The sequence below is a fragment of the Pleurocapsa sp. PCC 7319 genome (assembly GCF_000332195.1).
Lineage (GTDB): Bacteria > Cyanobacteriota > Cyanobacteriia > Cyanobacteriales > Xenococcaceae > Waterburya.
Genome location: NZ_KB235922.1, coordinates 5,139,559 through 5,164,636, shown reverse-complemented (window position 1 = coordinate 5,164,636; position 25,078 = coordinate 5,139,559). Strand labels below are relative to the sequence as shown.

Annotated in this window: 22 protein-coding genes; 9 read left to right on the top strand and 13 right to left on the bottom strand. The window is 38.1% G+C overall.

Features of this window, described 5'->3' with window-relative positions:
- Positions 1-55: 55 nt before the first annotated feature.
- Complete coding sequence (locus PLEUR7319_RS0127555) at positions 56-259, bottom strand: hypothetical protein (protein WP_019508459.1); 204 nt, start codon at positions 257-259, stop codon at positions 56-58.
- Between the two features lie 135 nt (positions 260-394).
- Positions 395-550, bottom strand: a complete 156-nt coding sequence (locus tag PLEUR7319_RS41720) for a hypothetical protein (protein WP_019508458.1) — start codon at positions 548-550, stop codon at positions 395-397.
- 463 nt (positions 551-1,013) lie between these two features.
- Here PLEUR7319_RS41720 and trmFO point away from each other — a divergent pair, with 463 nt between their 5' ends.
- The 4 genes from trmFO (at position 1,014) to PLEUR7319_RS0127530 (ending at position 5,574) form a co-directional block, all read left to right on the top strand.
- A complete protein-coding gene (gene trmFO / locus PLEUR7319_RS0127545; RefSeq protein ID WP_019508457.1) occupies positions 1,014-2,378 on the top strand; it encodes an FADH(2)-oxidizing methylenetetrahydrofolate--tRNA-(uracil(54)-C(5))-methyltransferase TrmFO in 1,365 nt (454 codons plus the stop codon).
- A gap of 16 nt (positions 2,379-2,394) precedes the next feature.
- Entirely contained in the window at positions 2,395-2,652 is a 258-nt protein-coding gene (locus PLEUR7319_RS0127540) for a hypothetical protein (protein WP_019508456.1), read from the top strand.
- A gap of 173 nt (positions 2,653-2,825) precedes the next feature.
- Complete coding sequence (locus PLEUR7319_RS0127535) at positions 2,826-5,087, top strand: transglycosylase domain-containing protein (RefSeq protein ID WP_026102822.1); 2,262 nt, start codon at positions 2,826-2,828, stop codon at positions 5,085-5,087.
- Between the two features lie 25 nt (positions 5,088-5,112).
- Positions 5,113-5,574 carry a DUF29 domain-containing protein gene (locus PLEUR7319_RS0127530; RefSeq protein ID WP_019508454.1) on the top strand — a complete coding sequence of 154 codons (462 nt, stop codon included), beginning with the start codon at positions 5,113-5,115 and terminating at the stop codon, positions 5,572-5,574.
- Here PLEUR7319_RS0127530 and PLEUR7319_RS0127525 read toward each other — a convergent pair.
- A complete protein-coding gene (locus PLEUR7319_RS0127525; protein WP_019508453.1) occupies positions 5,571-5,801 on the bottom strand; it encodes a hypothetical protein in 231 nt (76 codons plus the stop codon). The genes PLEUR7319_RS0127530 and PLEUR7319_RS0127525 overlap by 4 nt on opposite strands.
- A gap of 58 nt (positions 5,802-5,859) precedes the next feature.
- A complete protein-coding gene (locus PLEUR7319_RS0127520; protein ID WP_019508452.1) occupies positions 5,860-6,198 on the bottom strand; it encodes a P-II family nitrogen regulator in 339 nt (112 codons plus the stop codon).
- Between the two features lie 785 nt (positions 6,199-6,983).
- On the opposite strand from PLEUR7319_RS0127520, the gene PLEUR7319_RS0127515 reads away from it, so the two are divergent.
- From PLEUR7319_RS0127515 to PLEUR7319_RS38615, 3 genes are all read left to right on the top strand, one after another.
- Positions 6,984-7,250 carry a hypothetical protein gene (locus tag PLEUR7319_RS0127515; protein ID WP_019508451.1) on the top strand — a complete coding sequence of 89 codons (267 nt, stop codon included), beginning with the start codon at positions 6,984-6,986 and terminating at the stop codon, positions 7,248-7,250.
- A gap of 225 nt (positions 7,251-7,475) precedes the next feature.
- Positions 7,476-9,026, top strand: a complete 1,551-nt coding sequence (locus PLEUR7319_RS0127510) for a DUF1194 domain-containing protein (protein WP_019508450.1) — start codon at positions 7,476-7,478, stop codon at positions 9,024-9,026.
- Between the two features lie 353 nt (positions 9,027-9,379).
- Positions 9,380-11,242, top strand: coding sequence for a hypothetical protein (locus PLEUR7319_RS38615; RefSeq protein WP_019508449.1), 1,863 nt, complete (start codon positions 9,380-9,382; stop codon positions 11,240-11,242).
- A gap of 80 nt (positions 11,243-11,322) precedes the next feature.
- Here PLEUR7319_RS38615 and PLEUR7319_RS0127500 read toward each other — a convergent pair whose 3' ends face one another.
- The 6 genes from PLEUR7319_RS0127500 to PLEUR7319_RS0127475 all read right to left on the bottom strand — a co-directional run bounded on the left by PLEUR7319_RS0127500 (position 11,323) and on the right by PLEUR7319_RS0127475 (position 17,355).
- Positions 11,323-11,787, bottom strand: a complete 465-nt coding sequence (locus tag PLEUR7319_RS0127500) for a DUF29 domain-containing protein (RefSeq protein ID WP_019508448.1) — start codon at positions 11,785-11,787, stop codon at positions 11,323-11,325.
- 77 nt (positions 11,788-11,864) lie between these two features.
- The gene (locus PLEUR7319_RS0127495; RefSeq protein WP_019508447.1) at positions 11,865-12,647 is read right to left on the bottom strand and encodes a pentapeptide repeat-containing protein; all 783 of its coding nucleotides are present in this window, start codon (positions 12,645-12,647) and stop codon (positions 11,865-11,867) included.
- 235 nt (positions 12,648-12,882) lie between these two features.
- Positions 12,883-14,595, bottom strand: coding sequence for an IS1634 family transposase (locus PLEUR7319_RS0127490; protein WP_019503630.1), 1,713 nt, complete (start codon positions 14,593-14,595; stop codon positions 12,883-12,885).
- A 154-nt stretch (positions 14,596-14,749) separates the two neighbouring features.
- Positions 14,750-15,643: an ABC transporter permease gene (locus PLEUR7319_RS0127485; protein WP_019508446.1), complete on the bottom strand. Its 894-nt coding sequence runs from the start codon at positions 15,641-15,643 to the stop codon at positions 14,750-14,752.
- Positions 15,644-15,737: 94 nt separating this feature from the next.
- Positions 15,738-16,364: a hypothetical protein gene (locus tag PLEUR7319_RS36900; RefSeq protein WP_019508445.1), complete on the bottom strand. Its 627-nt coding sequence runs from the start codon at positions 16,362-16,364 to the stop codon at positions 15,738-15,740.
- Between the two features lie 34 nt (positions 16,365-16,398).
- Positions 16,399-17,355 carry an ABC transporter permease gene (locus PLEUR7319_RS0127475; protein WP_019508444.1) on the bottom strand — a complete coding sequence of 319 codons (957 nt, stop codon included), beginning with the start codon at positions 17,353-17,355 and terminating at the stop codon, positions 16,399-16,401.
- A 224-nt stretch (positions 17,356-17,579) separates the two neighbouring features.
- Here PLEUR7319_RS0127475 and PLEUR7319_RS38610 point away from each other — a divergent pair, with 224 nt between their 5' ends.
- Positions 17,580-18,149 (top strand): pentapeptide repeat-containing protein, encoded by a 570-nt coding sequence (locus tag PLEUR7319_RS38610; RefSeq protein ID WP_158441885.1) that lies wholly within the window; start codon positions 17,580-17,582, stop codon positions 18,147-18,149.
- A gap of 29 nt (positions 18,150-18,178) precedes the next feature.
- Here the strand turns inward: PLEUR7319_RS38610 and topA are convergent, their stop codons facing one another.
- Positions 18,179-20,878: a type I DNA topoisomerase gene (gene topA, locus PLEUR7319_RS0127465; protein WP_019508442.1), complete on the bottom strand. Its 2,700-nt coding sequence runs from the start codon at positions 20,876-20,878 to the stop codon at positions 18,179-18,181.
- A 281-nt stretch (positions 20,879-21,159) separates the two neighbouring features.
- Here topA and PLEUR7319_RS0127460 point away from each other — a divergent pair, with 281 nt between their 5' ends.
- Positions 21,160-22,737, top strand: coding sequence for an NAD(P)H-quinone oxidoreductase subunit N (locus PLEUR7319_RS0127460; protein ID WP_019508441.1), 1,578 nt, complete (start codon positions 21,160-21,162; stop codon positions 22,735-22,737).
- Between the two features lie 508 nt (positions 22,738-23,245).
- Here the strand turns inward: PLEUR7319_RS0127460 and PLEUR7319_RS0127455 are convergent.
- On the bottom strand, positions 23,246-23,731 hold the full coding sequence (locus PLEUR7319_RS0127455; protein WP_019508440.1) for a DUF29 family protein: 486 nt from the start codon (positions 23,729-23,731) through the stop codon (positions 23,246-23,248).
- 160 nt (positions 23,732-23,891) lie between these two features.
- The gene (locus PLEUR7319_RS38605) at positions 23,892-24,794 is read right to left on the bottom strand and encodes a trans-aconitate 2-methyltransferase (RefSeq protein ID WP_019508439.1); all 903 of its coding nucleotides are present in this window, start codon (positions 24,792-24,794) and stop codon (positions 23,892-23,894) included.
- Between the last annotated feature and the right edge of the window lie 284 nt (positions 24,795-25,078).

Here is a 25,078-nt window from a genome sequence, read left to right as displayed (position 1 = left end):
TTGCGATCGCCCTAATACTTCTCATAATTCTTTTATTGTTAACTAATGTTGTTAACTAACCTCCTAAATCACTCCACAGTGTAGCTTGGTGAGGAATGACAAAATCAGGGCTTCCAGGAGCTACATTTTGACTTTGAGGCTGACTCATATAAGTACGAGTGACAGTGTAACCAACCACAAACATAGAGAAGGCCGCTAAAGAAAAACCAATAGCTCTATCTAAGCTGGAAGTATTTTCGCTAGATGTTTGTAACCGCATTTTTAAAGCCTCAACAGTTCTAATTATTTCTATTGCTATTATTTCAGAAATAACTGTAACAATGGCTACTTTTCACAAAACTTGATTAACGGTTCAAACTGTGTGCATCGCCTTACACTAGAGTAGTATTTGCCTCTAATTGAAAGAGTTCGATCTGTCTCCTCTAACTGACTCTATAACTTGCTCGGATAGAGAGAAAGGAAGATCTTGATGATGAGAAGTAATACCATGTCCAATTCCTGCTACAAATCCTAAAATTGAGGGAAGTAAAAGTGATGCCAAACTTTTCATCTGTATTTTCTGCTTGTTTTACTCTAGGATGGCATCGAAAAACACAATATTTTGTAGCTAAACTTACTAAAGCTCAACAATAGTTAATCAAAAATGCGTATGATACATCATACTTATTTAAAAGTGGCATAAACACCAGAATATAGCTGCTGAATGTTAGCCAAAACAATCAAAACTTGAACCTGGAAACTAAAAAAACCGTGTATCAGTGGCTGGCTAATACACGGGATAATTTACGACTTCACTTTCAGATATATTGCCTAAGCTGTAGTCCTATAATGATATTTAGGGTGTTACATCTCAGCAACAAAATCAACGCGACTCTACACTAAATCAAGCGACTAATTTCGTCGTCAGTAAATTTGTGGATATTATTACTTTTTTGTATTTTTTGCCCAAAAAAATTTTTTATACTAAATCCTATTCGTATCATTAGTTAACTAGCAATCGGCTTAGAGATAGTATGATCCAAGACAAAATAATTGTAATTGGTGGTGGTTTGGCAGGGACTGAAGCTGCCTGGCAAATTGCTCAAGCAGGGATTGCGGTAATCTTATACGAGATGCGTCCTGTAAAAACTTCTCCCGCTCATCATACAGAAGAATTAGCAGAATTAGTCTGTAGCAATTCTTTTGGTGCCCAAAATAGCGATCGCGCAGCGGGTTTACTTCATGAAGAACTTCGCCGTCTTGGCTCTATAGTCATTTCCACAGCAGATGAACAGTCAGTGCCAGCAGGAGGCGCTTTGGCTGTTGACAGAGCTGTTTTCAGCAGTCACTTAACTAGTACTTTAGCTAATCATCCCCTGATCGAATTAAAACGAGCAGAAATCACTGCAATACCGCAGGATCAAGTTGTGGTTTTAACTACAGGTCCTTTAACTAGTCCTCAACTAGCTTCAGACCTACAAAAGTTCACGGGAATGGAGTATATGAGCTTTTTTGATGCTGCTAGTCCGATTATCGTTGGCGAATCAATAGATCGAGATATTGCTTTTTTGGCATCTCGTTACGATAAGGGAGAGGCAGCTTATCTCAATTGCCCCATGAATCAAGAGCAGTATCTTCAGTTTCAACAAGAGCTATGTAATGCCGAACAAGCAGAACTCAAAGATTTTGAACGGGAAAATGCTAAGTTTTTTGAAGGTTGTTTACCCATTGAAGAATTAGCACAACGGGGAGAAGATACAATGCGCTATGGACCCCTCAAGCCTGTAGGTTTATTCGATTCTCGTTTGGGAGATTTTCGGGTGCCAGAAAATAAGGGGAAACGACCTTACGCTGTAGTGCAATTGCGTCAAGAGGATAAAGCAGGACAACTCTGGAACATGGTCGGTTTTCAAACCAATCTCAAATGGGGGGAACAAAAACGGATTTTTCGTCTTATTCCTGGACTAGAAAATGCTGAATTCGTCCGTATGGGAGTCATGCACCGCAATACCTTTATTAATTCTCCGCAATTATTAGAACCCAGTTTACAATTTACCAGCAAAAATACTGTTTTAGCTGCGGGTCAACTGGTGGGAACGGAAGGCTATACAGCAGCAGCAGCCGGAGGTTGGTTAGCAGGGACAAATGCGGCGCGTTTATTATTGGGGCAAGAACCGGTAACTATGCCTGAAACAACGATGATGGGCGCGCTATTTGGATTTATTAGTTCTGCTTCCCCGAAACATTTCCAACCCATGCCCCCGAATTTTGGTATTATTCCTCAATTACCTACCAGAGTCAAAAATAAGCGAGAAAGATACGGTCAATATCGCGATCGCTCTTTGTCCGATTTAGAAACTTGGAAACAGTCCCTATTAAAGCCAGTTGTAACCCTATAACGCGTCAAAACAAACTATGAAAGAACAAATTGTAACTTGGATCAACCGCATCCTGATTGCCGACGTATTCTTAGTTCTCTTTGGCTTTATCTGGTTTGCGATCGCTGTTATCGGACGTTATCTCAATATTCCTCTGGGTTTTGAGCTGTGGTATCGGTTGTGGCAACCAGTTTTCAATCCAGCGATCGGAATTCTTTTTCTAGGAGCATTTGCTACTTGGTTGATTAATAAAATTTCTCGTCAATTTGGCTCTGATTCAACGATGGACAATTGATCATAATCGAAATTCTTGCTTAATGTTCTTTTCTTAATGGATTTAGAGTAGTGCTAGGTGTCATCTTCTGCCTTAACACTTCAGTCTTTTTATCAATTAGTGTAACTATTTCTTACAATTGGAAATATTGACATCAAAATATTGTGGCGTTCTTTTTGTGAGATGACAACCTAATGGCTACTAAACCTCCTTCTAATGGTAAGAGATCTAAATCGCCCATGAGCAAAGTTGTTACCCAAGCAGTACAAAAAATCCAAGGGAAAGTTAACTTTAATGCTGCTAATTTTAAATCAGGTAAACCAACCCCAGAATTAAGAATTAAAGAAGCTAAGGGCAAAGAACAAATCTATCCCTTAGTGGGCGATCGCTATACTTTAGGTAGAAGTTCTCGTTGTGATATTAACATTCGCAATCCAGTAGTCAGCCAAACTCACCTAACTCTCAAGAGAAACCGCAAAAAGACCCGTTCTTTTGTTGTCCAAGACGAAAAATCGACTAACGGTATCTATCGAGGTAAAAAACGTTTCAAAACCTTCTCTCTATTTCACGGTGAAAGCTTTACTCTTGGACCACCAGAGCTAGCGGCTGGTGTTACGGTCAAATATTATAACCCTCCTCCATTTTGGTTATATATTCTTCGTTATTCTCTCTACAGTATGGGAGGTATGTTAGGGTTACTGTTGCTGTTGTTGAGTATTGAATGGGTCAAAGTACCTGTGTATCCCATACCAAAAGAATCAACTCTGCCGATAGTAGTCTATGCCCAAGATGGCGAAACCCCGATCAACCCTACTGCTCAAAACAATACTCACCGAGAACTAAAAAAACTGTCTGATTTTTCTCCCTACTTACCTCAAGCGGTAATTGCTTCCGAAGATAGTCGTTTCTATTGGCATTTTGGGGTCGATCCCATAGGAGTCACTAGAGCAATGGTAATTAATCTTTCTTCAGCTGAATTACGTCAGGGAGCCAGTACCCTTACCCAACAATTAGCCCGTAGCCTCTTTCCCGAAGTCGGCAGACAAAATACTGCGGGACGAAAAATTCGGGAAATGATGGTGGCGTTGAAATTGGAGACATTTTATAGTAAAGATTTTATTCTCAAAACTTATCTTAATCGTGTATATCTTGGTATTGGTAGTTATGGCTTTGAAGATGCAGCTCAATTCTATTTTGAAAAGTCCGCTTCGGAGCTAAATCTTTCCGAGGCTGCTACCTTAGTAGCTATTTTACCCGCCCCTAATCTATACAATCCTGTTAAAGATTATGATACTGCCGTTGGCTTGCGCAACCGTATTATCGATCGCATGGTCAAAATGGGTATGGTCAGTGAATCAGAAGCAGATCGAGCCAGGAGGTCGCGTATTGAAGTTAGTCCCAAAGCTCGTGAAACTTTTTCGAGTACTGTTGCGCCCTATTTTTATAGTTATGTCTTAGATGAACTTCAAACACTATTAGGTTCAGATGTTGCTCAAGAAGGCAACTTTATTATTGAAACTGCTTTAAATACCCAACTACAAAAACAAGCTGAATTAGCTTTAGATTACTCAATTAATAATGATGGCGATCGCCTGGGTTTTTCACAGGGGGCAGTAGTTACCCTAGATAGTAGAAATGGCAATATTCTGGCTCTGGTTGGCGGACTTAACTATGAACAAAGTCAATTTAATCGAGTAGTACAGGCAAAAAGACAACCAGGCTCAACTTTTAAAATCTTTGCCTATGCCGCAGCTCTGGAACAGGAAATAGATCCCGACAAAGAATATTCCTGCACTCCCTTATTTTGGAAAGGACAACAATATCGTGGATGTGAGCGTAGCAATGGGGATATTGATATGTATCGTGGGGTAGCTCAGTCAGAAAATGTTACTGCCCTGAGAGTTGCTCAAGATGTTGGCTTAAAAAGAGTTATAGATGTAGCTAAACGCCTAGGTGTGACATCCTCTCTCATTGAAGCTCCTGGATTAGTGATTGGGCAAAGCGAAACTAATGTTTTAGAGATGACTGGTGCCTATGCCACTATTGCTAATGACGGAATCTGGAACAAACCCCATGCCATTAACCGCATTTTAGATGGAAGTGACTGTCAAGACTCTAGCGAGCGCGATAGCTGCCGTGAGATCTATGTTTTTGAAGATGATACAGAAACATACCGCGATGTAATTTCCCAAGACGTTACTGATAAGCTTACTGATATGTTGCAAGAAGCAGTCGAAAAGGGGACTGGAAAAGCTGCCTATATCGACGAAGGGGAAGCAGGCAAAACTGGTACTACAGATAACAATGTAGATCTCTGGTTTATTGGCTATGTTCCCAAAAAAGACTTGGTGACTGGCGTTTGGCTAGGCAATGATGACAATTCCCCCACCAATGGCAGTAGTTATCATGCAGCAAGCCTTTGGGGGAAATATATGAAGCAAGCGGTTAGTAATTAAGTGAAGTGAAGACAACGTTAATGTCATGACTGCCAAAATACAAAATCTTAGCCAACTATATAATCGCGATTATTATTTATGGCTGAAAGAAACCACACAATTATTAAAAACTAAAAACTTTAGTCAACTAGACATAGAAAATTTAATCGAAGAATTAGAAACCTTGGGCAGAAGTGAACGCAATAAAATAATATCTAGTCTCAGATTAATCTATCAGCATCTACTTAAATGGCAATATCAGCCAGAAAAACGCAGTAAAAGCTGGACAAACACTATTGATCGCGAACGAGATAACATCTGTGACTATATAGAAGATATGCCCAGTCTAAAAAAAATGTTAGACGATTCAGAAATAATAGCAAAAGGCTATAGTCGAGGTAGAAGAGATGCGATTAAAGAAACAGGAATAACAAATCTGCCGACAGATTGTCCTTTTACGATGCAGCAAGTTCTCGATTCTAACTATTTACCATCTTGCGATTTCTAACTATTTTGGAAGTCAAATTGAAAGTGCTGCTTTTTTGCCCCCCTAACCCCTACCAATTCTGCGGCTACCGTGTACACATAAGTCTCTTGTGTTTCGTTTTTGAGATTTTTGCCCCCTAAATCCCCCAATTCTGGGGGACTTTGAGATCTTGTTCCCCCCAAGTTTGGGGGACTAGGGGGGCTAGATTTAGTGTTGCTAATTCTGGGGAGAAAATATGCAAAAGCCACCAGGCTAGCTTACTTTAGGGGACTACAGTCAATTGCCAACGAAGCAAAGAGGATCTAACTAAACTGCTTCTAGGTTTTTCTCTCCAGTACGAATCCGCACCACTTGATCCACTGGATAAACAAAAATCTTACCGTCACCAATTTCTCCAGTACGTGCAGCAGCAATAATTTTATCTACCACCATATCTACCTGATCGTTTTCAATCACGATTTCAATTTTGAGCTTTTGCAGAAACTCTACGGTATACTCTGAACCTCGATAACGCTCTGTCTGTCCCTTTTGGCGACCAAAACCCCGCACCTCAGAGACGGTCATACCTACAACTCCAGCGTTTACTAAAGCGATTTTGACTTCATCTAATTTAAAAGGTCTGATAATAGCTTCTATTTTTTTCAACTTGCAATCTCCTGTCTTTACTATAGAAGTTTGACTTTCACTATTTTACGTATATTTATCTAGAAAGCCAGTCCAAATATTCATAGATTGTAATTGATTAGTTTCGACATTGGAGTTCAATGGGTACAAAATATATTCAATAAACTTGCTCTTGAGCATACTAATTTGATTTGTGGTAGTCAGAAGTTAAGAACTGGATTTAGTTTATAGGCATTCCAAATCCATTCCTAAGAGACTTTTTCGAGCTTTTTTGAGAACGCACCATAATATTTAATTTATTAGATTTTACATTCAACGATTCTAGAAGCTATCAATAATATGCACCTCAGTACATTAAAACAGCACATATTTTACTGTAAGTAAACTACGAAACCTTCACTTCAAAGATTTTTTAGTTTTCTCATCTCATAGTTCATAGCCTAAATAGATTGAATAATCAAAAGCCAAATAATTAAAAAGCATCTGAAAAGCTACTATTTTAATCGCTATAAAATCAATTATCTATTTGTGGAATAAGATTTTATTCAATCACTTACGTGTTTCTATGTAATATTCTTTTCTCGTCGATAAAGTTATGAAATATTATATGAAATCAATATATTTCGACTCTTTGCTTCATACTAAATCTAAACTAAAAAGCAGTGATTTTGTCGATTACGTTATCCCTGTTAGGTTGTTAACTTATTAGAGAAGCAAAATAATTATTGCTTTCTAAAAATATAAAAGTAATTTATAAATTACTTGTTTAAGTCAACCAATCGTATTTATTTTATACAGGTGTAAACATGAAAAAGTTATTTTGTCTTTCTTTTGCCTTATTAGCTTTCGGTTTTCAAGGTGCAGTATCAGCTCAAGATTCACCAGATGAGTTAGTAAATTCATTTTGCCAGGAAGTAGAAGATCAAAATATAACTGATGAAAGTGAAATGGCTGAAATGGTTCGTTCATACATTGCTGAATTAGAAGAACCCACAATGGAACAAATCATTGCTTTAAGTCAAATTGCTGAAAAAGTGGAAAATGGTCAATCTATTAATTCCATTTGCAACTAATAAGTTAAGTAGTATTTATATTGCTTAAATTTTACCAGTAGATATTTACTTAGATCTCAGAAAAATTTTCCAATATTTTACATAGCAATTCTAAATAGATAAATCTGATAAGTGCGAGGTTGTTAGTTACAGGCAATTCTCTCGCACTCGATTTTTCTTCTTATTGAATATTGCTGTGTATACAAACAATTCAAATTAATCAAGTACAGTCAAGAAATTAGATATATGTTTCATACTAATACTCTTAAGAAAATTACCACTGGTAGTTTGTTAACTTTTATGGCGTTGAGCTATCTGACAGCTAAGACTGACACAGCAGTTGCTACAGGTAGTCAAATAGATGTCTCAGCAGAATTAATGTTATCTATTGATATCTCTGGAAGTGTTAATTCAGATGAGTATAATCTCCAGATGGATGGTTATGCTGCTGCTTTTAGAGATAGTGAAGTAATCTCAACTATCGAAAGTCTACCTAATGGTCTTGCAGTTGGAGTTCAGTTTTGGGCTAGAAGACCTGCTCCTGCCCAGCCTTGGCGAGTTATTAAAACAGAGCAAGAGTCGTTAGACTTTGCCAATTATCTTGATAATTTAGCCAGACCCAGTAGTTCGACCACTAGTATCTATCAATGGAATGGAGAAAATAGAAGTGTAGGTAGCGGTACAAATGTCACTGGTGCGATCACTGCTGCCACAAGTGAAATTGTCAATAATGATTACGATGGAGATGTTTTAGTTATTGATGTATCTGGAGACGGAAGATCTAATGGTTCTCAGCATAATGGAAATACCTCTAAAGACGGTTATTGTTCCAGTAGTGACTTTGTTTGTCAAGGCGTAAAAAATGCTAGAGATACAGCAGAAAATCTTGGCATTACCATTAATGGTCTACCAATTGAAAATGGTACTAATACCACTTATATAACTGACTTCTACATTGAAAATGTTAAAAGTGGTACCAAAGGCTTTGTCGAAACTGCTGCTGGTTTTGATGATTTTACTAGAGCAGCAAAAGCTAAAATTTATCAAGAGATTAGTGGTGCCCTTGATCCAAACGCTCAAGATGACGTTATTTCTACTGATGAAAATACAGTTGCAACTTATAACTTAATTGCAGGTGATCCCAATAATGCCAACGCTGGACAAGATACCGACCCTAATGGTGACAATCTAACTGTGACTAAGTTTTATGTTAATGGAGCTGAAAAGACTGTTGGACAACAAATAACAATGCCCTCAGGTGCATTGTTAACTGTTGCGAGTAATGGTGATGTTACTTACGATCCAAACGGGTTGTTTGAATCATTCAGTGAAGGAGATCAGTTGCCTGCACCTGATGAACTCACTTACGTTGTGAGCGATCCTTCTGGTTACACAGATGGTGCTACAGCCACCTTAAATATCAATGGAGTGGCAGACGATCCTGATGCAGTAGATGATGCAGTAACTACTGATGAAGATACTATTACAAGTATTGACGTACTGGCGAACGATACGGATGTAGATTCTGAATCCAGTGAATTGTCAGTTGCTGAAATTAATGGCTCAGCTGCAAGTCCTGGAATGGTTTTTGAACTTACTTCTGGTGCCACAGTTACTTTAAATAGTGATGGTACATTAGATTACGATCCAACAAGTAGTAATGTTTTACAACTTCTAAATGATGGCAATAGTCAAGATGAAATATTCACTTACACTGTAAGCGATGAAGTAGGTAATACTGATACTGCTGACGTTACAGTAACAGTTCAAGGTATTACAGACACTTTTGCTGACTAATTTCTCAATATCTAAAAACTTTAAATCGATAGAATTTGAGAAAGCGATCGCCCTAGTAAGGCGATCGCTTTTTTATTACTGAGTACAATTTCTAAATGCAAAAGCTAGTATTAATACTTGCTCCTTAGTTTTATTTTTATTTGTATTGCGAACTATCTTCATAACAAATAAATAAAACTTACTGATTTTACATCAATTCTTATTATTGAAATTTAGGTATTTTCAGGAATTTACGTTATTTGTTTGGCACTGTTATTGTTGATTTACTGGAAAATAAATTCCAAGAAATATCCAAAAAATCGAGTAACTAGTCACAAATTACATTTATTTCTAGACAATTAAACATTATTAATATGCTTAAACTTATTAATCTTAAAAGACTTACTAGCAAAACTCTTATCGGTATATTAATAGCAGGAAGTCTGTTTGCACAATCAGAAACAAAGAAAGCAATAGCTGCTCCTTGTGAAAACCAAGGTCATGGAAACAATGCGCCCATTAAAATCACACTGGATTCGGGAAAAGAAGTTGTCTTGGAAAAGTTCGATCCCAGTAATCCAGGTAAAGGAGGATATTTAGAAAAAGAATTAGGCAAACTTAATCTTAATACATCTGAAGTTGCCGAAGCTGTTCAAATAATTCTCCAGGGCGATTTTGATTTTGAGTTGAAACCCAGTAAGAACAAAAATTGTGACACAGATGCTGATGGCATTAACGATCCCACGGAAGCGGGAAGCAATCTTGATAATCCATTAGATACAGATCAAGATGGTATTCCAGATTTTGCCGATCTTGATAGCGATAATGACGGCAAACTGGATAGTGTAGAAGGTACTTTGGACAATAATAGTAATGGAGTTGCTGATAGACTTGAAGCTAATGGCATTACTGTTTCCATAGAAGCACCTACAATTCAAACTAGTCAATTACCAAGTACTAGTGATTATTATGTAGTTGATTTCAACGATCAAAGTACTGGTACAGCAGGATTCACCAAAACTAATGGTGGCACTACTTATTCTTATGGCAGTGACCTAGATATTCAAAATGCAAATGAATGGGGCGGTGCAGAAGGTTCTAAATTCATTACTCAGGAACTTAAGCAAACTATCAGGAGTTACAACATTAAGGTTGACCAAGATCAAAAGTATTTTGGTTTCTGGTGGTCGGCAGGCGATCCTTACAATCAAATAACTTTCAAAAATAATGGCAATGAGGTAGCTGTCTTTAAAACCAAGGATTTGGTAGATTTTATTCAAAGCTCTGGAGTTGAAGATACTCAAGCCTATTATGGAAATCCTGCTTATAGTGGTGGTGGCGGTCATGAAAATGAACCTTTTAGCTTTGTCAACGTATTTTTCAATGACCTAGAGTACGATGAAATTGTAGTTGCGACTTTAACCGAAGGTGGAGCAGCTTTTGAATCAGATAACCATACTTTTTCGGCAATTAAACAAGATATTAGAGGAAATGTAATACTTGGTGTTACTCCTGATGCAGACTACGATGGCTTAATTGATGGTCAAGATCCCGATCCTAACGATCCTGATATGGATGACGATGGCTTACTAGATGGTAACGATCAATATCCTCAAGATTCTGACCATGATGATGACGGCTTAATCGATGGTCAAGATCCCGATCCGAATGATTCAGACTTTGATGACGACGGCTTGCTAGATGGAGAAGATCCTAATCCAGAAGATGCCAACGCTGATTCAGATAATGATGGTTTAAACGATGCTGAAGAGATAAATCCCTCTACAGGTAATCCTCCAACAGACCCGAATGATCCAGACAGCGACGACGATGGTTTAACTGATGGCGATGAAGTAAATACTCATCAATCCGATCCAACTAAGGCAGACACTGACGGTGACACAATTAATGATAATGCCGAACTCAATTTAGGCACTAGTCCGACTAATGTGGATACTGATGGCGATGGTTTAAATGATAACGATCCCAAAGACCCCGATCCAACTAACCCTGATACTGACAATGACGGTATAAACGATGGAAATGAAGAAAACGGTGATTACAATGGTGACGGGCAACCGGATTATGAATTAAAACAAGGTGGGACTTCCAATGATGTAGATGGTGACGGAGTTGATAATAATGAGGATGATGACAGTGACGGCGATTTCGTCAAAGATAAACAAGAAATAAATAGGGGATCAAATCCCTATAGACACGATTATTATGCTGATTAGATAAATACTTATTTTCTAGCACTAAATTCGATTAAAAAAGCGATCGCCCTAGTAGAGCGATCGCTTTTTGTTATTAATGGTTAATCTGGAGGTAGATAATCAGGATTGAGAGTTTCGGCAGCAGTAAAGGGAGATTTGAGGGGAAAAGTATCTAGAGACAATCCTGTCTCATCGGTAGCTTGTTCTTTTCCATCTTGATAACATTCATCAAAAACATCTTCTAAGTATCGTTTTAAGCTAGGACTGGCTTTCAAGTCATCTCTTAATCTACGTCGATGTTCTCTGATACTTGCTTTCCAGCTATTAGTTCGTTTAGCTGGCTGATATTTATACTTGAGCAGATGGAGCAGCACGATAATTAAATTACTTTTTACTGCTCGTTTCTCACTTCTGCCCATATCTTCAATTTCTTCAACTAGGCTCACTGCATCTATCTCAGAAAATTTACCTTCCTTGATTAGTTGAGCAGTGTGTGACAGCCATAGATAATAATCTCGTTCATATAGATTGGCTGTATTAGTAGGAGAAGATAATTGAGTAGTCATAGCAAAACTCTCATTGATGTAACTCTAATGTTATGGCAAACCTGTTCCAAATAGCAGCCATATCTTTAATGGAAGAATTAAAGCAATAACTGTAATAACAAAGAGCCTACACTACCCATGAACTTGCCTACATGACCGATGCCACCTTGATTTTTCTCTGCATTTTCTTCTGCTTTTTGAATTAATGCCATTTGCTGCTGAAAATTAGTAGCTGTTTGATAACCAAGTTGATGCTCTTGCTTTTTAAATAGTTTGGCAGCAATCTGCGTATTTTTTTTCGCCTCTGCTCGATGATCGAAATTATATTGAACAATACCTAATCCTAAATATGCCGGGGCAAATTCAGGATCGACCTTAATTGCTCTTCGATAATGGGCGATCGCAGCATTATAATTTCCCCGCTCAACTTCTTGTACTCCCCAACGGTGAAATTGTTCTGGAGTACCTGCTGTTTCGGAGATGCCTTTGATGCCTTCTAAATAAGCAGAATCCAGATCGACTTCGCTTAAATCAGTATTACCTACATAAGCATTTCTCAGATCTGTTCCAGCTAAATTTGCTCCTGTGAGATTTGCTCCTGAGAGATTAGCCCCATGTAGAGATGCTCCTGATAAGTTAGCTCCCCGCAGATCTGCACCCATTAAATTTGCTTGGCTCAGATTAGCTCCAGTTAAATCGGCTTGGACTAAATCTGCTCTAGTTAAATTTGCCTGTACTAAACCAGAGTTAATTAGATCGCATTGAGAGCATTTTTTAGTATTTAAAAGTTGATTGAGATCGCTTAAACTTTCAGCTTGAATGGGCAGAGAAATAGTGGCAGTAATTAGTGTAGCTATTACTGTAAATAATTTAGTTTTCATAGACTTTAAAATAGAGTGCCAAGATTACGCTATTCTAGCCTCTATGATGAGAATCAGCTTGATTAGAATTAATCCTGTTGACTAATAGCCGATAAACAATTTTCAACAGAAATTATTGCTCATTACTTGTTACTCATCACTTGTTACTCATTACTCACGGTTCGCTTAAATAAAATGCATTGAATCAAATAAAGAGGATAGAATCAAGTCACAGCAATTATTTGCTGGATTGGAGTCAATCAGGAACTAGCTGGGGAAGAATGTAAATCGATTCAGGAATCTTCATCAGATTTAAAATCTGTCTTTGAAGAGAATTAAGAGAACTAATTTCAGTAGAGCCATCAGGATAAAGATACAAAGTTAGATCGCCAAAAGCAGCTAGCAATTGTTCAGCAGTGGGACGAAAAGTAGTGCGCTTGGGATTGCCTGAATAAAGTCCAGGAAGTGATTGCTTTGTCACCGCTAGTTGGCGACGAACCACAAATTCCATCAAGGTAAACAGAGTCAGGGCGATCGTTAGTAAAAACATCAGCCCTCGAATCCGTTCTTCATCTTGAAAATAGATGGGTAAAGCGGGAAGACGACCTCGTTTAAAACGATGAAAACCTCTTTCAGGTTGCCATTGCTCCCGATAAGAGTTAACAGCTTGCTCAAGAGAAAGACGCTGTGAATTAGCATTAGTTACATACAATCTCCAACCAGCGATGGATTGTTGATGGGTGATAGCGGTCTCACAACGTTGATAAGTCAAGGAAAGAGTAGTTTGACGAACACGACGAGAGGGACGATTCTTACTTCCTCGACCAGCACCTTGATAAACTTTTTGATAGCCAATTTTCTTCTCAATCGCAGTTAAGATCTGCCCCGTAACTCGATAACGTTTCAGAATAGTCTCCACTTTGGTTTGTAGAGCTACCTCATCTTGTGGTGGTTTTTTAGCGAGTTTTTCTAGGGCAAGTTCCGCTTTACTCAGACGAGCTGACAAGCTTTTAAGTTGACGCTGTTGTAAAGCATAAGAACAAACCACTAACCATCGTTCTGACCAACGATGCCACTTTTGATGTTCTTTTTCATACCAGAGACTGCCCAACGGAACTTCAAAACCCTTACCAATGGGAGATTCTGACTCGGCTTCGGAGTTGAGACAAATTTCTTGCACTGCTGTTGGTGGATTAGCCACCCATTGCGATAACAGTTTGGGACGAGGCTGATGCATCGCTAGCGGAAAACAGTAAATTCCTCCTTGTTGATTAATTTTCCCCCGATTATTCCAAGTAGAGCCTTTAGAATCGGCGAGAAACAAGAAATCTTTGTGACCAATAATCTCCACCAATTGTTGCCATGTTGGTAGATAATGAGATTCATCTGTTCCATTTCCTGATAATGTAGCTCCCAATAGAGGCATTCCCATGGGGTCGAGAGTAGCTAACATTTGACGATATTGAACCAAATCAGGGCGGCGGTCTTTACTATAACCAAAATTCAGCAAGTTAGTTCCTTCTGTTTCTTTTGTGGGCTGATGATAGACACTAAAACTTGTGGTATCGCTTCTGGCTTTGTCCGTTGGTAATTCATAAGCTCGTATTGTGCTTTGTCCCAATTGAATTGCTACTTTCTCTCGCCCTTGATTTTCCGATGAACCGATGACACTTAATAAGTCAGCTAGTCGGTCATCTGTGGCATCTTTGCCCCCAATGTTCCATCCTGTTGCTATTTCTAAGGTTTGCCGATGTTTTTCTACCCATGGTTCTACGGCACATAATCGATGGTCTGATTGGCTCACTACATAACTTAGAAATAGGACTGATAATTGACCGTAGCTTAATCCTTTTCGATTCCCATGAGGAACAGGTAGCTCTCGATCAATTATTGATGCTATTTCCATTTGCTTTAGCCAATGAATAATTAGAGGAAGATCATCTGCTCTTTCTGAGTTAGTTCCTTTCAAGACGGGTTGGTCTCTCTATTCTTTCAACTTCTTTCTCAGCATACAGTTGAGCTGTTTTATTTTTCTAGCCATCTTTGATTTAAGCGAACCGTGAGTCATTACTTGTTACTCATCACTTGTTACTCATTACTCGTTACTTATTAGTTTTTCCAACTTAACTCTTAGGATCGAGAGCATCTCTCAGTCCATCTCCAATATAGTTAATACTTAAAACAGTTAAAAATATTGCCAGACCAGGAAAAATTGCCATATGGGGAGCAGAGGTTAAATAGTCTTTTGCCTCGAATAACATTCGTCCCCAAGTAGGTACATCGGGGGGGAATCCTAAGCCTAAAAAACTGAGAGTAGACTCGGTAATAATGGCGTTACCAACTGATAGAGTAGCAGCAACAATAATTACGCTTAAAACATTGGGCAATAAGTGTATCCAAATCAGTCTATTCGGTTTCGCTCCAATTGCTTTAGCCGCACTCACAAATTCCATCTCTCTTAGCTTGAGAAAATTTGCCCTTACTAATCTGGCTACCGACATCCAGTTTAAACCACCAATTAGCAAGATAATCAACATAAATACTCCTAATTCCGCACCCACAATTTTCTTGATTGAATCGCGAAAGAGATAAACAATTAAAAGTAATAACGGTAACTGCGGGAGAGCTAAGAATAAATCTGTAATTCGCATTAAAACGCCATCAATGATACCGCCATAAAATCCGGCGATCGCACCAATAAGTGTTCCCAGCAAGATTGCGACTAACATCGAAGCAATACCTACCGTTAAAGATACTCGACCTCCCTGTAAAACTCTGGCAAATTGGTCTTGTCCTAAATCATTAGTACCAAAAGGATGCTGCCAGCTAGGAGGAGCAGAAGAAGAAATAAAGTCGATTTTATCGGCAGACGTTGTATAAATAATCGGAGCAAAAATAACCGTCAAAGTAATAATTAAGATAACTATTAAGCCCAAAACAGCAGGGCGATCGCGCTTAAATCTGCGCCAGCTATCTAACCACAAATTACTTTCAGATTGGACTTTTTTTCCTCTCACCTAAAATTACCCCTTATTTTTTATCAGAGCTTCACCATTTAGAGATGAATCATTCATAAATACTCTAAAGAATGCCTTTGAGCAAGATAGGGAACTAACTAAGCAGTCCCAATAAAACAGCAAAAAGTTCTTCGCTATTTTTCGGGAAAGTGTAGAAACTTATATCTTGAGTAATAATAATGTCAAAGCTACTGTTTTCTGGAGCTTTTTGGCGATTCTTTAGGGGTCGAGCAGCGCGATCGCATTGATAAAACTTCCATAGAATACCATTGCTGACTGAACCATAAAGTAAATCTTGATTTTCCTGTTCGGCTGTGGCAACAAGTTCGGGAATAATCTGATTAGCCCCAGCATCAAAATTATCGTTTTTGGCTTCAATTATAAGTAATTCTTTTTTGCCAGTAATTAAATAGTCTAGCTTACCTTTTAATCGATTGATATCAACGTAATATTCAGTTTCAATTTCCAGTTCAATCCAATCAAACAGCAGCAAAAGTATTGGCGCAATTAAAAACTCTCGCTTAGCAAATTCATTATTGGTAGAGATTTTTTTAAAGCGACGATTAGTTTTAGACTCCAATAATTTAATCTCATCAAGATAAGCAGTAATATCTACCGCAGGAAAACTCAAATTGTCGATGATAAACTGACAACCTAGTTCTCTAGCAATCCTCTTGGGATTAATATTACTTCTGCCAAATTCGCTGAAGGTAACAAACATCAAAAAAATCCAAATTGTATTGCAATTACTTGTTTTAATACTTAACTCTCGGATCGAGCAGGGCATAAACTAAATCAGCCATTAAATTAAAAAATACTATTAGACAACCATAAATAAAAGTAATAGCCATCACCACTGGAGTATCGCTACGATAAATAGATTCTATGAGTAAGGCACCGATACCTGGTACGCGAAAAACCTGTTCTGTTACTAATGCGCCTGTAAAAATAGTGGGGATATCTAAAGCAATTAAAGTTACTACAGGTATTAAGGCATTACGTAAGACATGATTTTTAATGACGGCAAACTGACTCAATCCTTTAGCAAAGGCTGTTCTAACATATTCTTGTTGTAACTCTTCTAAAACAGCTGAGCGGATAAAACGCATTAAAATTGCCGCATGATATAAGGCTAAAACCGATATAGGCATAATTGATTGTTTCATCTGGGCGATAAAACTTGTCCAATCTGTTACTTGTAAGGTGCTGTTAAAAATGAAGGGAAACCAGCGTAACTGAACACTGAAAATAATGATAAATAGTAACCCTGTAAAGAAGGGAGGAATGGAAAATCCCAAAAAAGCGATCGTGGTAATGATTTGATCTGTAAGAGAATATCTTTTGCTAGCTGAAATAATACCTAAAGGAAAGGCAATCAATAAACCAATAATATAGGCTGTCCCAACAACAAAAAGAGTAGTCGGTAAACGCTGCAATATTAGTTGCAAGACGGGACTTCGACTATTGAAAGAATAGCCCATGTCTCCACGTAAAAATGAGCTAGCCCACTTAAAATAACGGACATAAGCTGGCTGATCCAAACCAAAGGATTTACGTATATTCTCTCTGACTTCGGCAGTAATTGCCGGATTAGAAGCAAATTCACCTAATGGATCCCCCGGTGCTAAGGCCAAAATCGTAAAAATTACCAGACTAATAGCTATTAAGGTAGGTATAGCTATTAATAATCTTTTTATAAAATAGTGACCCATGTATTGTTTTGATGAAGAAAAATAGGTATAGAGTAATTATTTTTTTTGATTATTTTTTGTATAAGCAAGGTGATTATAGTTCTCAAAGCAATTATTCTTGAAATTTATTTATGATTACTATTTATGATTGAAAAATTCAGCAATTAGACTGATTATTGTTTTTTGTAAGATGTATTAAGATGAATCAAGATTGTGAGTTTACAAAAATTTATATATTATTTATTATGCTTAAATTACAAAATAAAGTTGAATTTCTTCAAGCCTATCAAGCTGGAGTTAGGAATTTTCAGCAAACAATTTTAACAGCAGTAAACTTGACAGGAAATAATTTCGAGCAAATCAATTTAGATGAGTCTAATTTAATTGAAATCAACTGGAGTAATTGTAGTTTAAATCAGGCTAGCTTGAGAAAGGCTTATCTCGGTTTATCTAGTTTTCAAAACTGCTGTTTAAGCAAAGCTAATTTCCAAGAAGCAAATTTGGCAGAAGTTAATTTAGTACAGGCTAATTTAGAAGGTGCAGACTTAAGGGCTGCAAATCTACAAAAAGCTAACCTACAAGGAGCCAATTTAAAAGGGGCTAAACTTGATAATGCTTCTCTTGTGGGAGCAGTTTATGATTCTCAAACTATCTTCGATTCTGATTTTGCTCCTCAAGTAGCAGGAATGATTTTAGCAAATCCGGATTCATCTCAAGCCAAAGTTAAGACTAATTCAGATTCTCAGAAAAACAAAGGTTCCTTGCGGAAGATTTTATCTTGGGGTCGCTCTGCCAAATCAATGATGCCAACTTAGGATTTAAGTTCGAAATAATCTTCCATTCTTCAAGACGCTTCTTTATTTGCAGCTGTCTTTTTGGTAGAACTTTTCTTCGCTGTTGTAGTCTTCCTCTTAGCTGTGGTTTTTTTCTTAGTAGTTTTCTTAGTAGTTTTCTTTTTAGTAGCAGCTTTTTCCGCTAGTAACTCTAGAGCTTTTTCCAAAGTAATCTCTTCGACAGATTCATCTTTGGGTAAACCAGCGTTTATCTTGCCGTGTTTTACATAATTCCCGTAGGGTCCTTTATAAATATTAACTGGCTCTTTGTCTTCAGGGTGAGGACCTAATTCCCGCAGGGGTGTCTTCTTACTGCCTCCACGAGAACGTTTAGGTTGGGCTAATAGTTCTAGGGCACGTTCCAAATTTACAGTCAGAACATCATCTTCTTTTTTGAGGGATCTATAGTCCCGTTGTAATTTGGTATCCTCCGGTCCTTTAAATTCGTGAACGACATAGGGACCAAAACGTCCTAATGCTGCTTTAATTTTGCCTTCTGTATCGGGATGACGACCTAATAAACGTGGTAAAGACAACAAACCCACGGCCATTTCTAGAGTTACATCCTCTATTGTGACATTTTCTTTGTTGTCCTTTTTAGGAATCGAACTCATTTTAGGTTTGGGATTGTCGTCAGTTTTATCACCCAGCTGAACATAAGGACCATATTTACCCACTTTGAAGTAAATTGGTTCACCAGTTTCGGGGTGTAATCCTACTTTTTCTGGTCCTTCTTTTTTCTGACGAATTAAAGCTTCAATTTGCTCTGGATTTAGATCGGCAGGGGTTAAATCATCGGGAATAGAAACTTTTAACGCTTCTTCTTCTTCTTCTGTTCCATCGCTATTTATTTCAATATAGGGACCATACTTACCGATACGGACTATGGCATCCAGATTTTCTAATTGGATTGTTTTAGCGATAGAAGGTTCAATTTCATCGATTTTGACATCAATTTGGGTTTTTAATCCGGTTTCTCCTTGATAGAATTTTTTTAAGTAAGGTATCCACTCTGCACCACCTCTAGCAATTTCGTCCAGAGTTTGCTCCATCTTTGAGGTAAATTCCGTATCTACTAAATCGGGAAAATGTTCTTCTAGTAAAGCTGTAACTGCAAAGGCGGTAAAAGTGGGAACTAAAGCTTTACCTCGCATCTGAACGTAACCGCGATCAATAATTGTGCCCATGACAGTTGCATAAGTACTAGGACGACCAATACCTTCTTTTTCTAGGGTTTTAACCAAAGATGCCTCAGTATATCTGGCAGGAGGTTGAGTTTCGTGTCCGATCGCTTCGAGTTCTTTGCATTCTGGTCGATCTCCCTTTTTCAGCGGTGGTAAAGGAATTTCTTGATTTTCTAAGGCGGCATCAGGATTATCTGAACCTTCAACGTAAGCTCGGAAGAAACCGGGAAATTCAATTCTTTTGCCGTTAGCCCGAAAAACAGCATTTTCGACGCTGACATCGACCGCAATCTGGGTAAGCTGGGCATCTGCCATCTGACAGGCAACTGTGCGCTTCCAAATCAAGTCATATAGCTTAAATTCACGATCTGTAAGTCCTGTTTCCTTGGGCGTACGGAAAGTTTCTCCTGCAGGGCGGATTGCTTCGTGTGCTTCTTGAGCCCCTTTACTTTTGGTGCTGTATTGACGAGATTTAGGACTAAGGTATTCTTTGCCGTACATTTGTTCGACACAATTGCGAGCAGCGGCGATCGCCTGTTGGGATAAATGTACCGAATCTGTCCGCATATAAGTAATAAAACCCTTTTCGTAGAGTTTCTGGGCAACGCTCATGGTTTCTCTGGCGGAAATACCCAGTTTACGGTTTGATTCTTGCTGTAGAGTAGAAGTTGTGAAAGGAGGAGAAGGGCGACGCTTAGCAGCTTTTTCTTCTCGATTTGTTACCGTCCAAGTTTTGTCAAAAATCTTCTCTTTGAGTTTATTTGCTTCAGTTTCGTTTAAGAGAACGACATCTCTACCTTGAGCAATTTTGCCTGTATCGGGGTCAAAATCGCTTCCAGTAGCTATACGTTTGCCATCGAGGGTGATTAACTTAGCTTCAAAGGGGTTTTTGTCCTGTTCTAGGTCAGCTTTTAAATCCCAATAACCTCCAGATTGGAATGCTCGACGTTCTCTCTCTCTAGCTACAGTTAAGCGTACTGCAACTGATTGTACTCTTCCTGCCGATAGACCCCAGGATATTTTTTTCCAGAGTAGAGGTGAAACAGTATAACCGACTAAACGATCTAGAATTCTTCGCGTTTCTTGGGCGTGTACTAAATCCTGATCGACCTCACGACAGTCTTTTAAAGCCTTTTTAATTGCCTCTTTAGTGATTTCATGAAATACCATGCGTTTGACGGGCACTTTCGGCTTGAGAATTTCCAACAAATGCCAGCTAATGCTTTCTCCTTCTCTGTCTTCGTCTGTCGCCAGAATCAATTCATCTGCGGTTTTCAATGCAGTTTTTAATTCTTTAACTACCTTTTTTTTCTTCTCGGGGACAACATAAATTGGTTGAAATTTGTCTTCCACATTGATCCCCAAAGTTGCCCACTTTTTGTCTTTGTAGGCAGGAGGAATTTCTTTAGCTGAGGGAGGCAAATCACGGACATGACCCATAGATGCCTGAACTTGATAGCTAGAAGGTAAATAATTACGAATAGTACGTGCTTTTGTAGGAGATTCGACAATGACTAATGTTGACATATAGATGGAGTTAACGCAGTAAAATAGCAGATGTTGATTTTTCTAATAGAGGTTTATTTCCTAATCTATAGTTATATTCGCTCAAACGACAAACATTCTTTATTTTGCATTAGTTTTAATTTCACCATAACCAAGATTCACTAAGAGTTTAGGTTCAAGTTGTTAAAAAGTAAAAATATAATAAGCTTCAATAGAAGGTAGATAGAGAGTTACAATCCTTTGTAAAGCTTTTTTAGCAATTGTTCAACTTTAATCTATTTCTGACAATACCCAAAAACTCTATGGATTTTTCTAGTAATGTAGCTTCTCAGCTTCATGCAGGGACGATTTTGCCTGAAGGCATTGTCATTTTGACCCTGATGATTATTTTAGTTATCGACTTAATAGTTGGGCGTAGTTCCTCTCGTTGGCTACCATATCTGGCGATCGCTGGTTTATTGATCTCAATTGTGGCTTTGATCCTGGGATGGGATAATCCTGAGGCGATCGCTTTTCTCGGTTCCTTTAATAGTGACAATCTCAGCATTGTCTTTCGGGGTATAGTAGCTCTCTCAGCAGCAGTTACTATCCCGATGTCAATCCGTTATATTGAACAGTCTGGAACATCTTTGGCGGAGTTCATTGGCATTATGCTCACCGCCACTTTAGGAGGAATGTTCCTTTGTGGGGCAAATGAGCTAACGATGGTGTTTATCTCTTTAGAGATGCTGAGTATTTCCTCCTATCTGATGACAGGTTATATGAAGCGAGATCCGCGCTCTAATGAAGCAGCATTAAAATACTTGCTGATAGGAGCTGCAAGTTCAGCGATTTTCCTTTATGGTCTATCTCTACTCTATGGTCTGTCAGGAGGAGAAACAAATCTTAATGTAATTGCTACCAAAGTTCCCGAAATCAACGGTGTACAGTCGTTGGGATTAGCGGTATCTTTAGTATTTATTATTGCGGGGATTGCCTTTAAAATCTCGGCTGTTCCTTTCCACCAATGGACTCCTGACGTTTACGAAGGCTCTCCTACTCCCGTTGTGGCTTTCTTGTCAGTAGGTTCTAAAGCAGCCGGTTTTGCTCTGGCGATTCGCCTGTTGGTAACGGCATTTGGTTCTCTTACCGATCAATGGCATTTTATTTTTACTGCCCTAGCAATTCTCAGTATGTTGTTGGGCAATGTGGTAGCCTTAGCGCAAACTAGCATCAAACGGATGTTGGCTTATTCTTCTATTGCTCAGGCTGGTTTTGTGATGATTGGTTTAATTGCTGGTACTGATAATGGTTACTCCAGCATGATCTTTTACCTGTTCATCTATCTATTTATGAACTTGGGAGCATTTACCTGCATTATTCTTTTCTCCCTCCGTACAGGTACAGATCAAATTAGTGAATACGCTGGTTTACTTCATAAAGATCCCCTACTCACTCTTTGCTTAAGCATCTGTTTACTATCTCTGGGTGGAATTCCCCCAATGGCGGGCTTTTTTGGTAAAATTTATCTCTTCTGGGCTGGCTGGCAAGCTGGTCTATATGGTCTAGTATTACTGGGTTTAATAACTAGTGTGATCTCAATTTACTACTACATTCGCGTAGTCAAAATGATGGTAGTAAAAGAACCCCAGGAAATGTCTGAATCTGTCCAAAATTACCCGACAATTAACTGGAAACTCCCTGGTATGCGTCCCCTACAGGTGGGTCTTGTGGTTTCAGCAATTGTTACTTCTTTTGCGGGAATTTTCTCAAATCCTTTATTTACTTTGACTACTAATTCGGTTAACAGTACGCCCATATTGCGATCGGCAATTATCACTCAAGAGGTACCTCAAAATAATATTCAAGTCTCCACAGTAGAAGATTTAATTAAGAATTAACCCTATTAATTATTCTGCTCGGATAATACAATCATTTGGTCTGCTTTGGCAGGCTATTTTTTTGGCAATAAAGCGGTTCTCATAGTTATGAGGTACACTCTAAAATCCTGATTTTGGCTAATGGCTAATGGTGAAGCACTTGCGTTGGGCGGGTTCCCCGACTTGAGCAAAGCGCGAAAGTGCGGTCTTGGGGGTTTCCCCCATGAGCAACTTTCGTAAGAAGTGCTGAACCCGAAGGGCTAATGGCTAATGGCTAATGGCTAATGGCTAATGGCTAATGGCTAATGGCTAATGGCTAATGGCTAATGGCTAATGGCTAATGGCTAATGGCTAATGGCTAATGGCTAATGGCTAATTGTCCATTGTTAATTAAGATGTATCTCACAAGTCTGAGAATTGCTATAAAACTAATTGTTTGCAGCGTATAGCAGAAGTAGGTTTTATGCAGGGAGTTGATCGTCATAAAATTTTCTTCATTTAATTTTCAATAGCGATCACTCTTGGAAATTTATTCTTGTAGCCCAACGGGAAAGCGATCGCAAATTAACTCAACCATACTATCTCCATCCAGGGTGTAGGTAAGATTGAGTAATTCTAAAGCAGTCCTTTTTAAGAGACTGAAATTAACCAAAGATTTGAGTTCTTTAATTTCAATTCCACCAAAAGCTTCATCTGCGGCTTTAAAAATAGCATCTGGATATGTAGACTCAAAATGTTCGTCCCATTGATTTGATTTAATATATTGGAACTTTTTACCTAATTTGTTGCGTTTTTGAATTTCTCTAAGACTATTTAAAATCGAACTACGCCAACTTCGAGTTACTCTTTTTTCTACTTGAATTTTAATTAGATGGATCAACAAAATAATGAGAAAAGACTCTAAATTATTGATTTTATCCTGCCTACCCATCTCCTCTAATTCTTCGACTATAGACATTGCCCGCTCATATTGATGATTTAGAAGACAGTTTTTTAACTCCAGTATTTCTTCCATAATCTACTTGGTAGGTGATAAGAAAGGCTATGGAAAGTATGATAGCTTTTTGAATAAAAATATTAAGATAAATAAAAATATAAGATGCAGATCTTCTTTCGTGTATCTTTGAAATCGCCAAATAACTATAAGTGAATCATTCTTAATCTAGTACTTTGTTTCAGATTTTTTCCGCAGGAAAAGGAGTAGAATTCATGATTACCGAAACGGCAGGATCTGGTTTACGTAGTACTAAGAAATCTTGTCCACCAGGAATATAGTCGACTATTTGAAAAAATGAACCAAAAACCCTAATCACTTCTGCGCGAGTTTGGAACACATCCCAAGCAGAACCTCCAACACGGGTTGAATAAGTAGCTTGATCGTCATCCGAAGTCAAGGTAAAACTACCATCAGTTTTTAATTTCTGCATCTCTTCAGAACCCAACAGCAAAGAGGCATGATTCTGACCTAATACAGAACAGATAAATATTCCACCAGGATGCAAAATTCGCTGCATTTCTGCCAGCCATAACTCTTGAGTATCTAGAGGAATATGGGTAAAAACCGAAGAGGCTAACATCAAATCAAAAGAGTTATCTTCTGCGAAGTTTAGAGGCGGAACAAGTTCATTCTGATAAAACTCAATTTCCGGCAAATTTGCTCGGCACCATTCGATCATTTCTGGGTTAACATCAGAACCCACTAGCTTAACTCCATCCATACAGCGAAAATGTCTCAAAAGTCTGGCTGTACCGCAGCCTAACTCAAATATAGAACCAATAGTTCTAGGATTGATTGAAAAGTGTTCTAAAATTTTGAGTAAGCGCAAAACAGAGTAGTAACCAGTCTCAAAATAAACATCACTATTACTTTGTCTTGCTAATTCTTGTTCATTTAAGGCAGCGGTCTTGGCAATAAGTTCTTTTGGGGGAACTGGACCAGGACTGACCAAGCGAAAATTAAGCTCTAGTTTTTCTTTGGCATATCTTTCAAAGCGATTTTGCTCAATTTGGCGTTTTAGACGGTAAACAGTAGACTTTGGCAGTAAAGTTTTGGCTGTTTTACGAGCAATTTTCAGCATAATTATCTTTTTGTCAGACTAGTGGGGTAATTGATACTATAGCTTTGGTTCATCAATTTGCTGCTATGAAATTAGCATTTATAGTATTCTCTTATTTTGATTGTTGAGCATAATGTCAATATATAGCTCAAGTAAAATTACTCTAAATATTTTAGTTAAATAGCTAATATTGACAAGCTAAGAACTGCCTAATAATCTTAGAATTACAGTCTCATTTACTAAGATAGTATGAGGTCAATTTATCGAATAAATATTTAAATGATTGTTAATAATTTATAAAACAA

Bases quoted from the DNA above. Each gene is read 5' to 3' on its own strand.
- PLEUR7319_RS0127555 (WP_019508459.1), bottom strand. From the start codon at position 259: ATGCGGTTACAAACATCTAGCGAAAATACTTCCAGCTTAGATAGAGCT.
- PLEUR7319_RS41720 (WP_019508458.1), bottom strand. From the start codon at position 550: ATGAAAAGTTTGGCATCACTTTTACTTCCCTCAATTTTAGGATTTGTA.
- trmFO (WP_019508457.1), top strand. From the start codon at position 1,014: ATGATCCAAGACAAAATAATTGTAATTGGTGGTGGTTTGGCAGGGACT.
- PLEUR7319_RS0127540 (WP_019508456.1), top strand. From the start codon at position 2,395: ATGAAAGAACAAATTGTAACTTGGATCAACCGCATCCTGATTGCCGAC.
- PLEUR7319_RS0127535 (WP_026102822.1), top strand. From the start codon at position 2,826: ATGGCTACTAAACCTCCTTCTAATGGTAAGAGATCTAAATCGCCCATG.
- PLEUR7319_RS0127530 (WP_019508454.1), top strand. From the start codon at position 5,113: ATGACTGCCAAAATACAAAATCTTAGCCAACTATATAATCGCGATTAT.
- PLEUR7319_RS0127515 (WP_019508451.1), top strand. From the start codon at position 6,984: ATGAAAAAGTTATTTTGTCTTTCTTTTGCCTTATTAGCTTTCGGTTTT.
- PLEUR7319_RS0127510 (WP_019508450.1), top strand. From the start codon at position 7,476: ATGTTTCATACTAATACTCTTAAGAAAATTACCACTGGTAGTTTGTTA.
- PLEUR7319_RS38615 (WP_019508449.1), top strand. From the start codon at position 9,380: ATGCTTAAACTTATTAATCTTAAAAGACTTACTAGCAAAACTCTTATC.
- PLEUR7319_RS0127500 (WP_019508448.1), bottom strand. From the start codon at position 11,787: ATGACTACTCAATTATCTTCTCCTACTAATACAGCCAATCTATATGAA.
- PLEUR7319_RS0127495 (WP_019508447.1), bottom strand. From the start codon at position 12,647: ATGAAAACTAAATTATTTACAGTAATAGCTACACTAATTACTGCCACT.
- PLEUR7319_RS36900 (WP_019508445.1), bottom strand. From the start codon at position 16,364: ATGTTTGTTACCTTCAGCGAATTTGGCAGAAGTAATATTAATCCCAAG.
- PLEUR7319_RS0127475 (WP_019508444.1), bottom strand. From the start codon at position 17,355: ATGGGTCACTATTTTATAAAAAGATTATTAATAGCTATACCTACCTTA.
- PLEUR7319_RS38610 (WP_158441885.1), top strand. From the start codon at position 17,580: ATGCTTAAATTACAAAATAAAGTTGAATTTCTTCAAGCCTATCAAGCT.
- topA (WP_019508442.1), bottom strand. From the start codon at position 20,878: ATGTCAACATTAGTCATTGTCGAATCTCCTACAAAAGCACGTACTATT.
- PLEUR7319_RS0127460 (WP_019508441.1), top strand. From the start codon at position 21,160: ATGGATTTTTCTAGTAATGTAGCTTCTCAGCTTCATGCAGGGACGATT.
- PLEUR7319_RS0127455 (WP_019508440.1), bottom strand. From the start codon at position 23,731: ATGGAAGAAATACTGGAGTTAAAAAACTGTCTTCTAAATCATCAATAT.
- PLEUR7319_RS38605 (WP_019508439.1), bottom strand. From the start codon at position 24,794: ATGCTGAAAATTGCTCGTAAAACAGCCAAAACTTTACTGCCAAAGTCT.